This is a genomic window from Hyphomicrobium sp. GJ21, from assembly GCF_001006785.1.
Lineage (GTDB): Bacteria > Pseudomonadota > Alphaproteobacteria > Rhizobiales > Hyphomicrobiaceae > Hyphomicrobium_B.
In genome coordinates this window covers 1,520,619-1,535,143 of sequence record NZ_CDHO01000003.1, presented here as the reverse complement: position 1 = coordinate 1,535,143, position 14,525 = coordinate 1,520,619, and the positions used below count along the sequence as shown (strand labels likewise).

Genomic DNA, 14,525 nt, shown 5'->3' with positions numbered 1-14,525 from the left:
CTTGCCCGACACCCCTCAGGTGTCGGGCTTTTTGTTTCAGCTGTCTAAGCCCAAAGCCACTGAGCGATCGCATGCAGATTTGGAAACTGGGCATGGGCGTTCACACGCCTCCTTTCCAATAACCATCCCGTTGCAACGCTTGGCGCTATTGCAGTTCGAAGGAGACGAAAATTTCTTGTCGGGTTTGACGAGGGAGGCACGAATGGCAATCTGGTCGCGCCGTGAAATGCGCACGGTCTAGGACGTCTTTCCTGAAAGGATTGCCGACCCGGATGGAAATCCGATTACCTTGTTCGTACCGCTTATCGGACGCTTGCCGGCTAACTCGCGCAATCCTCGTACGCCGGCTCATCCTGCATGGCGTAGTAGGTGATAAGGCGGCGCAACTTCGCCGACCTCACAGGCTTCCGCAGAATGACGTAATTTGTCTTTTCAATTTCCCTAATAACATTCAAATCGCTTTCGCCCGTGACGATGATCGCCGGCACCTGCTTTTTAAGGACAGACTGAACGCGCTGAATGACGTGGATGCCGTCCTGCTTGTCCGGCAATCGATAATCGGCGATGATGATCGTCGGAACGCATTTTCCGGTTTCGACGAGCTCAATTGCAGCGTCCATGCTCCGCGCGCAGCATACCTCACATTTCCAAGAGCGCATCAGAAGCGCCGTTGCCTGACTTGCAGCAAGATCGTCTTCGATCAGAAGCACTCGCGTTCCCGTCAGATCATTCGCGACTTCCGAGCATTCATTGAATTGATCCGGCTCAGGTGCGCGCACACCTCGCTGCACGACGACACCGAAATACGATCCACGGCCGACCTTCGAACTGTGCTCGATTTTATGACCCAGACAGTTACCGAGGCGGCGCACGATCGCCAATCCGAGACCAATGCCTTTGCTTCTGTCCCGCTCTTCGTTGTGCAGCTGACGAAAATCTTCGAATATATATTCAGCCTGCTCGGCGGGGATACCCGGTCCGCTATCCCAAACCTGAATTATGACATCATTTCCGCGCTGACGGCATCCGAGCAGGATGCGACCCGTCTGCGTGTATGTGACGGCATTGGCGAGAAAGTTTCCAATGATACGTTCGAGCAAAGCCGGATCGCTATGCACAACCGCAGACGTCGATACGGTGCGTAGGGAAAGGTTTTTCTTGTAGGATAGCGGCAAGAACGAAATCGTCACCCGATTGAAAAGATCTTGGACGCGAAAATCTTCCTTCTGCGGAATCACGACGCCGGCTTCGAGCTGCGAAACATCAAGAAGAGAATTGAGCAACCTGCTGGCCGCCATCGCGACGGCCTGCGTATCTGAAAGAATCGCAAGCGTCTCGCGATCCTGGATACGGTGGCGGAGCGCGGCAATGTACATTTGCATCGCGTGCAATGGCTGCCGCATGTCATGGCTCGCCGCTGCGAGGAAGCGCGATTTGGCAAGGTCCGCACGCTCCGCCGAAACCTTCGCGGCTTGCAGCGCATGACTATTGGCACTTAAGGCTTGCTTTAGATCACTCAGCGAACGGCCAACCATGCCGAGTTCGTCGCCCCGAGACATGACCTCCGCAAGCTCTTCGGAAGCCACTTTATCGTCAAGCGGATTGAAGTTCTTGATGGCGTCGGTCAGCACATGCAGCGGTTTCGCGATGTTCTTTTTTACGACCAAGAAGAAAACCGCGATCACAATGCATACGGTCAGGATTGACGATATGATCGTCATGATGGACGACGTATGTTCGACGCTTATGGCGTATTCGACAGAGCGGGTCTTCAGCTGCTGAAGATCGGATTCCAGAAAATTGAGTTCATCGAGCAACTTCTTCTCGTCGAGGCCGACGCCGTCAACAAGCTCCATGCCCATCAGGAACGAGCCATTTTCCACGTGGGAGAAAATGCGCTTCATCTGCTCTGCTATTTTCTGATGCGCATCCCGAATGGCATCAAGCCGCGCGAGCAGACGCGGCGCAAAATTCTGAACCAATGCTCCTGTCTGTTCGCCGCCTTCGGTGGCTTTCCAAATCAAGTTTTCGGATGCCGAAATTTTTTCAATAATTGACGTGCTTGCGCCGTAATATCTCGTCCTGGCTGTAAGGTAGGTGTCTTCGGAGTCCTTGTCGTATACGACGCGGTCGCCATGAAATACGACGTCTTTGAAATTCAGCCGTTCTTCCTGAATTTGCCGGCGTATTGATTCCATGTCCGACAGAAGCGGAATGTAAAGATTGGCCATCTGCCGGATCTCGGTGCCGACCAGATGAATCTGATAAACGGCGATTGAGGTGATGACAGAGTACGACAGGATCTCGACGACGATGATCGTCATGACTTTTTGGCTGACGGACAGATTGTCGAAGATGTGCCGCAAGGGCATTACAAATGCCCGGCCACACATCGCCAGAAGGTCCATCGCACGCAATTTCATGATGCCGCTTTTACCACACTTCCGTTTGTCAGGTGCAGGCCATCCGGTCTGCATACGCCTCGCTCTGGATAGATCATGTAAGGGAGCGGCGCGATGTTCTCCTTTCGCTCCCACAGGACGTCGATCTGCCCGCCCGCATTGAAGCGGCCAATCTTCGGCTTCAACCAGCTGTTGAAATTAGACGGATCGATTTGCACCCGTCCTTCGGGCGATTCCGCGTCGGTCAGCTCCAAACCCGCGGAATACCGGCGAACATTCTCCGGAGACAGAGCTTCGAACCCTTCGTGTTCCACCACTGCTTCTATAGCTTTTTTGAAATAGAGAAAGGCGAGGTAAGTCTCCTCCATATTGTAGTGCGTTACGCCGCTTTTCCCGAACTGGCTGGACAAAAACTTTTCGACAAAGACCTTGTTCGTCGGATTATCGAGACTCTGAAAATAGGGCGCGCAAAGGATATGCCCGTGACCGTATTCCGATCCGATCGTTTTAATTTCAAGCTCGGATGTTGTGAGCGAAGCCGTCGGAAAGCGATCAGGCGTAAGGCCCGCGTGCACATACTTCAGCCGGAAATAGATGTCCGAGTCGCTGACGAGCGTTGAGAAAATCCAGTCCGGCGCCTGTCGCTTGATGTCAGCGAACACGTCCTCAAACTCTCCGCTTCCGAGCGGAACATAGCGTTCACCGACCAGCTCGCCGTCGGCATCAAAGAGCCAGCGTTTGGCATTGCGATTTATCTCGCGCGCCCAAACATAATTGGAACCGACGAAATACGCGCGCTTGCCGTGATTGGCCGCCATGTACGGGATCAGATCGAACGTATGCTGATTGGCGATCGGCCCCGTGCAGATGATATGCTGCCAGCACTCGCGGCCTTCGTAGCATGTGGAATAGTAGAACAAACTCTTGTGCTGCGTGACCAGCGGCATGACTGCCCTTCGGCTTGCCGAGATGTAGCCGCCGAACGTCGCCAAAGCTCCTTCCTGGAGCATGATCCGCAGAATTCCTGCACGGCAGGCCTTTAGATCCGAACGGGTATCAATGATGACGGGTTCGATCTCGGCCCCCGCCACGCCGCCATTGCGATTGACTTCGCCGATCCAAAAAAGCGCAACGTCTCGAGAAGGCTTCTCGATTACGGCAAGATGGCCGGTGAGCGACCAGAGCAGTCCGACCTTGATTTTTCGTTTTTGAATAATGGCCGGGGCCGTAGGCGCATTGAAAAGCGGGCCCTGAGCGCTCGGACAACTCGGCGCGGCTGCCACGGCTGCAGCACTCCCGACGAATTTAACGAAATTTCGCCGAGTGATCATCGTGTGCGCCCCTTTTTCAAATGCGGGCTTTTTGGGCACTGACAGGGAAGCGAATTTCCCCGCGCCAATGATCTATACTTCTCCAAGTAGGTCTACTTTGTCTAGTCCCATACGCCACCGAGTGGTACGCGGGATACTAGGGATGCGTTCCTTGCCGCTTCCTATAGAGATAAACCCAGTTCATCTGATCCGTGCCAGTGGATACTGGGATACCATCCGTCTTGAGCGTTTCGATAAAATACCGTTGGACGGTACGACAGGCCGAAAATGAAACCGCGCGCTTCTGCAGCCAAATATCCTTTTCAAAGTCGACGCCGTGATCACGCTGCATCGCGGCTCTCGGTTCGTTGGAAATCCCCACGTACCAGGCTCTGAAGTCAGTGTCGAACTCTTTGATATAGCTGAGTATATCGAATTTTATTTGCTGGACGCTGTAGATCATCATCCGGATTCTTATGTCGGGATCGGGTAGATGGCTGTCGGGCCATCATTCGATTTTGTACGCGTGCGCCACTGCTCGAATAGCATCGCGCCCTTTTGCTTTTCTTCGGCGGACATTTCCTTCACCACGCCTTCGAGCGCATCGAGAGCCGTACCGATACCATGCTGCGAAGCGAGCGAGAGCCAGAGGTAAGCCTGAACACGATCTTTCGGAACACCTTGCCCCTGTAAGTACATGTATCCCAAGCGCGATTGCGAGGGGTAATGACCAAGCTCCGCTGCCCGACGATAGAGTTCTGCCGCCTTCTCAAAATCTACGGCGACCCCTTCGCCCTTCGTATACAGCACCGCTAGATTGAAGAGGCCGTTCAAGTCTCCGCCGTCTGCTGCACTCTTCAGCCATCTTACGGCCTGGTCCGGATCCTTTTTCGCGCCGCGTCCCATAAACAAAAAAGCACCAGCATTGGCTTGCGCCATATGGTGGCCTTGTTGGGCCGCCGCACTGTACCAGTGCAACGCCTGCTGATCGTCAACGGCTACACCTTCGCCGTTCGCATAAAGAGATCCTACCCAACACTGGGCTTCAGCCTCACCGGCTTCAGCCAAGTTGCTCCAGATCTCAAAAGCTTCCTTAAAAGAACCGGCCTGATAAGCGGTCCGCGCGCGCTCGTGCTGTTGAGTGATTGCCATCTTGCTACTCATCACCGTGCTCGACGTTGCATCATTGCCGCGTCCATGATCGGGGCGTTCCAATAATAGCGGTGCTCAAGAGGCAGCCGATATGCCAGGAACTGATTTAAATTATAAGCACCGATATTATCCTCAAGCAGTAAATCGTCCGTACCAGCATCATGGTGCGTTGCAGCGCCCATCGCAGCGTAGTCGCGATGCGTTTGCTCCGCTTGCGTCCCATGCTTTTGAATCAGAGAAGTCCATTGGACAAATCTTTCAGTGGTCTGCGATATCGTCTCCGATTTCGGTGCTAGCCAAAAGCAGCGTGCAAGCGTTTTTTCAACCCCTGTTGACTGCAGAAGTACGACTGCGATGCTGTCGTCTTCTATTGAAAAGAGCAGGTTCGGAAAGAGCCACACCATTTTGGCGCTGCTATTTGAAAGCGCGTACGGCCCCTCAATGCAGCTGTAGCAAGCTTCGGCATTCAGATATTTGTTGGTGGGTTCCCCGGGTGCAGCCGGACGCGACAGCGCGCTTGCGGCCAGCTTCCAGTTGCATTTGAAATCGATCCAACTCTTTGCGGAAAGCGTCAACGACAATCCGAAATCATCACCCATGGCACCGCGCAGGCCACCAAGCTGAGTGGCGAGCGGCTCACATTCAGGGTCGAGATTCACGAATAAAAACGGACCCCATGTCTCAAACTTGACGGATGCAAGCCGTTCCGGCGTAAGGCCAACGAACTTGTACATCAAATCGGTGTTTTCGCCGTTGGGATTCGCGAGCATCACATCGGAGTCGCGCGTATAATTGCAAGATGTGATTGAACACTTCGTCTGTCGCCCAGACCGGCACTGCTCCGGCACGAAGCGGCAGCCACCATGCTGGTGCCTATTCATGCGTGCAGAAATCGAGCCGTCGGCTTGGCGCTGAGCGTGGATGCCATGCATTCCGATCGTCATCGGCAGCAAATCGCCGGCGTTCGGAATCTGCTGTTGGAGGCCGATGGCAACCCAGCTCCTCGTCCAAACTTTTTCGCTTTCGAGTTCGAGAAATACTTTGGATCGATAGGCAACGGGCGGCAGCTTCGTCGCCTGACCAAAGGGCAAGCAGGCATCTCGATAGACTGCTGCGTCGCTGAGATTCATCCCTTCGTCGAAATATCCAAGCTCAGGGTTTCTCAAATCTACTTGCATCGACATGTGAAGACTCCCGGAATCCCGTGAAAGGCAGCCACCCCGCCAAGAAAAGGCGGGGTGGCCTTGTCAGATGAGCATTCTACTTCGCCGTCGACGGCTCGTAGTCTGCTCTACCTCGGTGCTTGATCGCTGATGCAGGCGGCTGCGGGAGCGGGCCGTCTTGCATGAAGTGATTGAGCACGTTGCCGACCAACTTCGAGATGTTGTTCTGGCAATTGTTCCAAGGCAACGCTCCACAGAACGCGATGGCGCTAAACGCGAAGCATGCGCCGCCGTTCGGCGTCTCGTGGAAGGCGATGTCGGAGCGAACACGCGGGTGCTGCGTTCCGTCGATGCCCTGCTGACTGAAGCCGTAGTCCTCCATGACGAGGAGATAAGCTTCCGTATGACGCCCGGCCGATGTCGCTACGAGAAGCGTATGCGGCGGCGATCCCAACATCGTGTCGACAATGTCGAGTTCCGTGCCCGCAGCACCGCCGCCGACGAACCCGAAGTTGCCAAGCTTCTCGTCGTAAGAGATGCCTTCGAAGGCCCATGCGACGCGCGGATCTTTACTGTCTTCAGTCCGCGTATAGTACGTCGAAACGTCAAAGCCTTCCGACGACATACCCGTGCCGGCGACAGAGTGGAGATAACGTCCACGATACCGCCACATGCCGCCGAGCTCACCCGTGCTCTGATGATAATATTCACCAGGATCAGCGCGCCAGGTACGAATGCCGCTTTCGCAACGGCGCATCTCGGTCATGACGCCACGACCCAGATGATCGTATGCGGGATGATACGAATGCACCCAATACCAACCGTCAGCGCCCATATACATGAGACGGCCGCCGCGTTGCGTGTAGTTGTGCAACGCGTCGAGCTGCTTCCCGTTGCTATGCTCGGGGTGAGAGCCGCTGATGACGACGTTGTACTGCTCGAGGCGAGCGAGGCCTTCGTATGCGATGTCCTCGTCGGTGATCACGTCGAACTTATAGCCCATGGTTTCGAGCCAGTAGATCAAGTGAAGATCCGCCGGGTACTGCCATGGTGCCTGCATCAGGAAGTGATCGTATTTCGGCCTGATCGAAAGAATCGGCCGCAGGCGTGACGAAAGGCAAAGACCGCTGCCATCCGTATGGGTGTCATACACTGAGCCGCCATATTCGCGATGCTCGCTCAAGAACATGTTCTGATCTTGCATGATCGGAACGCGGTAGACGAGGAGTTCGGCGCCACCGGCGTTGTTGGCGAGATGCTCGTTCGCATAGGCCATGTAGCTGATGGTCGGTATCATAACGGCAATTTTTGCCGTCGCCTTGCCAAGCTCTGGCACCACCCAGAACGGAATGTAGTCTTCGTCACCTTCCTTGGTCGTCAGCTTGGCTGCGTAGGACATGCTCCGCTGGTTTGCCGGAACGTCCCACTCGAAGTCGACTTCCCAACGTGCGTCATCGACATCATCGTCGTGGAAGTGGATGGCTCCGTATTCCTTCGGCGCGTGCTTCCAATCGAAGTTATGACCCGTGAAGTTATGTCCCGTCATCGCGCGCGTCGGACAGTTGACGAGCTGAATATCAAAGACATATGGGCCGTGATCGCGACCAATGATGGTGTTGATACCGTCAGAGAAGTCCCACGATCCGACGATGGCTTCAGCGAGTTCGCCTGTCGGGCCGCAGTGACGACGTTCAGACATACCCGGCTGCGAGCCGAGTTTCATGGTCTCGATGTCCTGCCGGCTCAGTGCTTTGTTGCACAGCCGGGGACTATCGATCTTGCCATTGTACTGACCGGACATCACGATGCCTGCCGGCCGTGACGATCTCGCCAGCGGGCTGTTGTCGAGCGCCTTGGTGTAAGCCGCAACGGTGAAGGGAACGCCCTTCTGATTTTCGACTTTGACGCCCAGCTTCTTTTTCACCGGCGGGATCGCCGGGTCCAACGCATAGACGATCTGGGGTTCGTGATAGAGAACCGCCTCGCCAGTTTTGCTATCGTACGTCGCTGCAATAAAATGCCATGCGTGGTCGCGAACCGGCGCAGTCGTCGCAACTTTCTCGTTGTTGACGCGAAGCTCAATGCAGCCGTCTTCATTGATGAAGAGGCCGTAACCCTTGCCGTTGGACCACTTGCCCATCAACCCTTGCGCGCCGTGGCGCCAGTATTTCGGATGGGTCTTGGGTGTTGTTGGCCAAATCCAGCACTGCATCGTGAAGCTGTCGAGGTGAAGCTGCGTCTTGTCTTCGACATAGCCATATGAGCCGCCGTGTATGATCTGCGGACGGCCTTCGTATTCACCGTTACAAGCGGCAGCAACCGACTTCTCAACAACGCCCGGCCCGCGTGGGTTCGGGTTGCCGTTGATCATCTCGACGATTTCGACTTTGTATTTCTTGGGGCCATCACAGTTCACATAGAACTTGATTTTACTACCCGGATTTACGCCGAACCGATCGGCATAGCCTGTCAACCTCATAGCACCCATATTACGATTCCTTAGATTCCATCATGACTTTGCGCGCGTGCGCTCCCGGCCTAGTTCTCTTGCGTCTCGACAGTTCAGGTCACCGTCCAGTTGTCGTCGTGGCGCTTCCAGCCCTCGTGGAAGTGCTCGGCAAAACCGTCCGTTTCCGGGAACTCGTCGAGACGCATGAGAAATATGTCGTGCTGCGGGTCTTGCTCGTTGTCGTAGACCTTGTCGGTCGCGAAGGTCGGCGGAACGCCGCGAATGCCACTGAGGCGGCCGATGCGCCAGGACTTCTCGGGCTCCGTGCAAATCACGATGAGCTTGCCCTTGAAGTTGCCGGGCATCTGAGTCCGCAGACGGATGAGAACGCGGTTGAGGAGTAAGTCCTCATGAATTCCGCCACTCAGTTCCGTCGTATCGCCCGGTGTTTTGCAGCGTAGTACGCTGCATCCCGCGACGCCTTTCATCGAGTCAATGCAGGCGCGGTGTTCAGCAATAAGTCTCTCCCGTTCGGGAGTGCCTTTCTTGGGAATGCTGATCATGTCGTGCTCCTTTATCTCCTTTGACGGTCCAAAATCCCCCACGACGGGGGCATTCCGATTGAAAGCCGGGAACGCCGGCCCACACTCAAATCGACAAATGCTTGTCGACGATCTCTTGCGTTAAATTCTCGGATGCTCCGGAGCTGACGACGCGGCCGGTATCGAGGACGACGTATTTGTCGGACATCGCTTTCGCGATCTTGATGTGCTGCTCGGTGAGGACCAGCGAGATGCCGAATTCCTTATTCAAGCGGACGAGCGCCGCCTGGATGTCCGCAACGATGTTTGGCTGAATTCCTTCGGTCGGCTCATCGAGCAAAAGAATCTTCGGATCGGTTGCGAGCGCACGAGCTATCGCCAGCTGCTGCTGTTGTCCGCCCGACAAGAACCCCGCCTTCTTGTCGAGGTTCTGCGCGAGATAGGGAAACAGCTCCAAACAGAGCGGCGGAATCACAGCCTTTCTGTCCTCACGCGCAAACGTGCCGAGCAGTATGTTCTCGCGAACCGTGAACTTGCCGAGGATTCTCCGCCCTTGCGGAACGTATCCGAGGCCCGCACGCGCGCGCTCCGACGTTTGCATCTGGCTGACATCGGCGTTGTTCAGAACGCACGTGCCCGACATGCGGGTGGTGAGCCCCATAATCGTTTGCAGCAACGTCGTTTTGCCGACGCCGTTGCGCCCGAGGACGCACAGGCACTCGCCTTCTTCGAGGTCAACGCTGATGTTGTGCAACACCGGCGTTTTTCCGTAGTAGGATGTGATGTTTGTGAGATGCAGCATGTCAGTGAATGCCCTCCGCGCCCAAGTAGACTTCGCGGACCACAGGGTTTTTCTCGATGTCCTCGATGCCGCCCTCGGCAAGCCATTTGCCCTGGTGCATGACCGTAATCACGTCAGCTATTTCGCGAACGAAAGACATGTCATGCTCGACAACGATGAGCGTGTGGTCGCCTTTGAGCGCGTTGAATATCTTCGACGTCTTCATCGTTTCCTTCTCGGTCATGCCTGCCGTCGGCTCGTCCATGAGGAGAAGGTCCGGGCTCTGCATCAGAACCATTCCGATTTCGAGCCATTGCGTTTCACCGTGCGAAAGCACACCGGCTACCGTATTCATCCGGTCGCCAAGACCGATGATGCCGATGACATCGTCGAACCGCTTCAGGCCGTTCGAGCGCTGAAAGCTCGTCATGTTCTGAAATGGATCTTTGCGAGTGCCGAATGACGTTTCGAGATTGTCGCGAACCGTCAGGTCCTTAAACACGGCCGGCACTTGAAATTTGCGTCCGATCCCTCGGCGTACGATTTGATGTTCCGACAACGACGAGATGTCTTCGCCATTGAACATGACCACCCCAGCGGATTTCCGCTGACGGCCGGAAATGAGATCCATCGTGGTCGTCTTGCCGGCGCCATTCGGTCCCAGCAGGCAACGCAGCTCACCCTTGTTGATCGTCAGATTGAGCCCATCGATGACGACCGTGTCGCCGTACGATTTATGGAGATCTTTGATTTCAAGCAGCCTCATTAGACCGACTCCTTGACGCTATCGCCAATGCTTGCGAGCTGACGATCCGACGATGTTTCGCGATTTGGCTTCACGCCTTCGAGAACGCGCTCGATGACTCCGGCGATGCCGTTCGGCAGGAACAGCACAACACCAATGAAGGCCGCGCCGAGAATGATGAGCCAGATCTGCTGCAGCTCATCTCCGAGATAGCTCTGCATTCCATTGATCAGGAATGCGCCGACGATCGCGCCGAAGAGCGACATGCGGCCACCAACAGCTGCCCAGATCACAGCCGAAATACTGAGCGTGATCTCGAACGACGTCGGCGAGACGTACTGCACGATCAGCACCCAGCAGAGCCCACCAAAGGCTGCAATGAGGCCGGAAATCGCGAATACGACGACCTGGTAGTAAGCAACGTTGTAGCCAAGGAAGCGGACACGTTCAGCGTCGTCACGGATCGCCTGCACGATCGTTCCGAATTTTGACTGCAGCAGCGCCTTGGCGGAGAGCGTGACGAACGCGAGTATCGCAATGCAGAGGTAATAGGCGGTCGTTCCGTAGGGATCGAAAGTGATGCCCATGAATACGAACGGAGCGGGCGGTGTGATGCCGTTAAAACCAGCCGTGTATGGCTGCATATCGTACGCCATCGAGTAGAGCGCGGCGAGCATGGCCAACGTCATGATCGCAACGAAAACACCCGCGACGCGCGCTTGGAACATCATGGCGCCGAAGCCGATGAAAAACAGCGTTGGCACGGCAAGAGTTAGGATCAAGCCAACCGGCGTCGACCAAAACGGCGCCCACAGCCAAGGCAGAGTTTCGATGCCGTTTGTCAGCATGAAGCTCGGAATCGGCGCACTTACCGGGTCCTGCGACTGCATCTGCATGGTCATGGCCATGCCGTAAGCGGCAATGCCGAACGCGATGCCTTGACCAAGACTGAGGATACCGCCGTATCCCCAGACGAAGCTCACGGACACCGCAAGCATAGCCAACGCCGCATAGCGAGCGAGCTGATTGAGTACGAATGAATCACCCGCAATCAGCGGCAGGAGCGCGAGAGCCGCGAAGAGCGCCAGGTACGCCGCCCACTGTGCTTTTCGATTATGATAGATGTTGCCAGGCACGTTATCTGCTCTTTCTTTCATGATACTCAGCGCCTCCGCATGCCTTCCGAGATCAGACCTTGCGGCCTGAAGCGGAGGAAAATGACAACGAGGGTGAACAGGACGAAGCGGGCGAACGTATCGTTCGTGAAATATGAGAAGATCGAGTTGAGTTCGCCGAGCAGGAACGCTGACAGCACGCTACCGACGAGCTGCACGCCACCAACGACCACGACCAAGAAGGCTTCGACGATGTATCCCGACCCCATGTCGGGAAAGAGCGTCTTCAACGCTCCGAACATCGAGCCCGCTGCGCCTGCGAGGCCCGCGCCGTAAGCGAAAGTCAGTCCGTAAATGCGGTCCGTATTGATGCCGAACGACGCGGCCATCTCCTTGTCCTGCATGACCGCGCGGACCTGGATTCCCCAGGTCGTGCGATACATCAGGTACCAAGTGATCGCCATCAGCCCGAGCGCGACGCCGATGATGAAAACGCGCAGTCCCGCGAGGTGGATGAAACCAAGGTCGAGCTGGAAATTCAGCCAATCCGGCACCGCAATATACTGCGGCGAAGGACCGAAGATCAGCCGCACGGACTGAATGAGGATGAGTGACAAACCCCACGTCGCCAGAAGCGTATCGAGTGGGCGCTTGTAGAGTGTGCGGATCAAGCCTCGCTCTATCAGCCAACCGAAGCCGGCTATGAGGAAGAACGACAGCGGAATGCAAAGGAGAAACGGAACGCCAATAAACGACTGCAGGACCATCGCCGCGTATGCGCCGAGCATGATGAACTCGCCGTGCGCCATGTTGATGACGCCCATCGTTCCGTAAATAATCGTCAATCCCAGCGCAGCAACAAACCAGATACTCGCGATGCTCAACCCGATCGCGAGCGCATTCAAAAATGGATACAATTCGAACGCGGTCGAAAATTCATTGATACTCATTGGCGTCGTCCGTTCGGTTGGATCGCGGCAACTCGCGAAGTCCCGCGCGCCGAGCTGTCGGTCGACGCGCAAAGTCTACCCTTCCGACACTGGCCTGCCGGCCAGTGTCGGTTCGCGAGGCGGAGGAAGCGATCGCGTGAAGGTTAGAGAACGTTTTTCAGAATCTTGCCGTCCGGCGTATGCAAACCGTCAGCTTTGCAAACGCCCCGCTCGGGATAAATCCCCATCGGATTCGGCCCGACATGCTCAGGCGACGACTTGACGAGTTTGAACTGACCGTTCGATTGGCACTGACCGATCTTCGGTTTCAGCCACATATTGAAGTTGTCCGGGTCAATCCAGACTTTGCCTTCCGGCGAAATATCGTCATCGAGAACGATGCCGCCCGACAAATCGCGGATCATACGCGGCGTGACATCTTCGATATTTCCGGTATTTTCCAGAGCCTTTTCGAATGCGGCTTTCCAGAAATAGACTGCAAGATAAGTTTCTTCCATGTTGTAGTGGGTGACGCCGCCGCCGCCGTATTTGCTCTTCAGGTAATTCTCAACGAACTTCTGGTTGGTCGGGTTTTCGAGCGTTTGGAAGTAAGGCGCCGCGAGGAAGTGTCCGGCCGCTGCTTCCGCACCCATGGCGCGCGATTCAATTTCGCCGCAAGTCAGAGAAGCGATCGGAGTCTTGTCGGCCTTGAAGCCTTCGGCGAGGAACTGCTTGTGAAGCGCGACGTCGGAGTCACCGATAACCGTCGAGAAGATGAAGTCCGGCTTCTCCTGGCGAATCTTGTTGAAGATCGGAGCGAACTCGGAGCCGCCGATCGGGACGTAGTCCTCGCCGACGACTTGACCGCCGACCTTCTCCAGCCAAACTCGGGCGTTCTTGTTCGATTCCTTGGGCCAGACATAGTTGGAGCCTACGAAGTAGACTTTCTTGCCGAAGTTTTCGACCATGTAGGGAATGATGTCGAACGAGTGCTGGTTCGACAGAGGACCGGTGCAGATGATGTTCTGCATGCATTCGCGACCCGCGTAGCAGGTCGGATAGTAGAAGAGATGGTCGCGAGCCATGACGAACGGAGCGACGGCGCGCTTGCTTGATTCCGTATATCCGCCGAACGTGCTGATGACGCGATCGCGAAGGATGAGCTGGCTGATCTTCTCCGAATAGACTTTGATGTCGGATTTTGCGTCGATGATGACCGGTTCGACCTTATGGCCGCCAATGCCGCCATTAGCGTTGATTTCGTCGATGGCAAAACGAACGACTTGAGTTGAATCGTTTTCTACGACTGCAAGTGCGCCCGACTGGGAAAAGAGAACACCGACTTTAATGTTTGCTCCCTTGGCGACCCAAGGTTCCGACTTCGCCGATGATGGAATGATTGCTGGCGCTGCAAGCGATGCAAGCGCTGCCCCGCCAACCGTTTTGAATACAGTTCTGCGCGTGACGTCCATGCGCCCCTCCAAATACGACCGGACGGCTCGCTGGCCGGCGGTCTATGCCACGCCCGCTTTTTGCGGGCTTTTGCGTTTTCTCCCGCGGCAATAAGACTTAACCCTTATAGCCAAATGGCACTCAATAAGGATTATAGACCCATGCCGATGACTAAATAACGCATGCTATTTGGAATGGGTCAAGTTAAATATCTACCTTTGACACCATAAATTACGCCCTTCGATATATAACTTTAGTTACTAATGATTGCGTGTGAAGTCCGACGCTGCTCGATGTGCTTCGGCATTCGGGGAGGCGCACACCGAACCGATTAATCAGCTGCAGGTTTGATGTTGCCGTTGCAAAAGATCTGGCAAATGGTACGGCCCAGCTATTGTCGTTTGCCACGTTGTCCGGTGGCACTACTTGCGACACACGGCGAATATCTGCACGCTGGATGAGAGGCCCGCAGAAAACACGCATCT

At 55.5% G+C, this 14,525-nt stretch carries 12 protein-coding genes; all 12 read right to left on the bottom strand.

Features of this window, described 5'->3' with window-relative positions:
* Positions 1–320: 320 nt before the first annotated feature.
* Positions 321–2,423, bottom strand: coding sequence for a hybrid sensor histidine kinase/response regulator (locus HYPGJ_RS18490; protein ID WP_159108312.1), 2,103 nt, complete (start codon positions 2,421–2,423; stop codon positions 321–323).
* Positions 2,420–3,733 (bottom strand): transporter substrate-binding domain-containing protein, encoded by a 1,314-nt coding sequence (locus HYPGJ_RS15695; protein WP_046848476.1) that lies wholly within the window; start codon positions 3,731–3,733, stop codon positions 2,420–2,422. The genes HYPGJ_RS18490 and HYPGJ_RS15695 overlap by 4 nt, the downstream gene beginning before the upstream one ends.
* 136 nt (positions 3,734–3,869) lie before the next feature.
* On the bottom strand, positions 3,870–4,175 hold the full coding sequence (locus HYPGJ_RS15690) for a hypothetical protein (RefSeq protein ID WP_046848475.1): 306 nt from the start codon (positions 4,173–4,175) through the stop codon (positions 3,870–3,872).
* An 11-nt stretch (positions 4,176–4,186) separates the two neighbouring features.
* Entirely contained in the window at positions 4,187–4,876 is a 690-nt protein-coding gene (locus tag HYPGJ_RS15685) for a tetratricopeptide repeat protein (protein ID WP_046847949.1), read from the bottom strand.
* Entirely contained in the window at positions 4,876–6,048 is a 1,173-nt protein-coding gene (locus tag HYPGJ_RS15680) for a Rieske (2Fe-2S) protein (protein ID WP_143440547.1), read from the bottom strand. Before HYPGJ_RS15680 ends, HYPGJ_RS15685 begins: the two co-directional genes overlap by 1 nt.
* Before the next feature lie 76 nt (positions 6,049–6,124).
* Positions 6,125–8,515 carry a N,N-dimethylformamidase beta subunit family domain-containing protein gene (locus HYPGJ_RS15675; protein ID WP_083984153.1) on the bottom strand — a complete coding sequence of 797 codons (2,391 nt, stop codon included), beginning with the start codon at positions 8,513–8,515 and terminating at the stop codon, positions 6,125–6,127.
* Between the two features lie 74 nt (positions 8,516–8,589).
* On the bottom strand, positions 8,590–9,039 hold the full coding sequence (locus HYPGJ_RS15670) for a hypothetical protein (RefSeq protein WP_046847947.1): 450 nt from the start codon (positions 9,037–9,039) through the stop codon (positions 8,590–8,592).
* An 85-nt stretch (positions 9,040–9,124) separates the two neighbouring features.
* Complete coding sequence (urtE, locus tag HYPGJ_RS15665; RefSeq protein WP_046847946.1) at positions 9,125–9,820, bottom strand: urea ABC transporter ATP-binding subunit UrtE; 696 nt, start codon at positions 9,818–9,820, stop codon at positions 9,125–9,127.
* A gap of 1 nt (position 9,821) precedes the next feature.
* Positions 9,822–10,565 carry an urea ABC transporter ATP-binding protein UrtD gene (urtD, locus tag HYPGJ_RS15660; protein WP_046847945.1) on the bottom strand — a complete coding sequence of 248 codons (744 nt, stop codon included), beginning with the start codon at positions 10,563–10,565 and terminating at the stop codon, positions 9,822–9,824.
* Positions 10,565–11,701: an urea ABC transporter permease subunit UrtC gene (gene urtC / locus HYPGJ_RS15655; protein WP_046847944.1), complete on the bottom strand. Its 1,137-nt coding sequence runs from the start codon at positions 11,699–11,701 to the stop codon at positions 10,565–10,567. The genes urtD and urtC overlap by 1 nt, the downstream gene beginning before the upstream one ends.
* A 5-nt stretch (positions 11,702–11,706) precedes the next feature.
* Complete coding sequence (urtB, locus tag HYPGJ_RS15650) at positions 11,707–12,609, bottom strand: urea ABC transporter permease subunit UrtB (RefSeq protein ID WP_046847943.1); 903 nt, start codon at positions 12,607–12,609, stop codon at positions 11,707–11,709.
* 143 nt (positions 12,610–12,752) lie between these two features.
* Positions 12,753–14,060, bottom strand: coding sequence for a transporter substrate-binding domain-containing protein (locus HYPGJ_RS15645; protein ID WP_046847942.1), 1,308 nt, complete (start codon positions 14,058–14,060; stop codon positions 12,753–12,755).
* Positions 14,061–14,525: the final 465 nt, after the last annotated feature.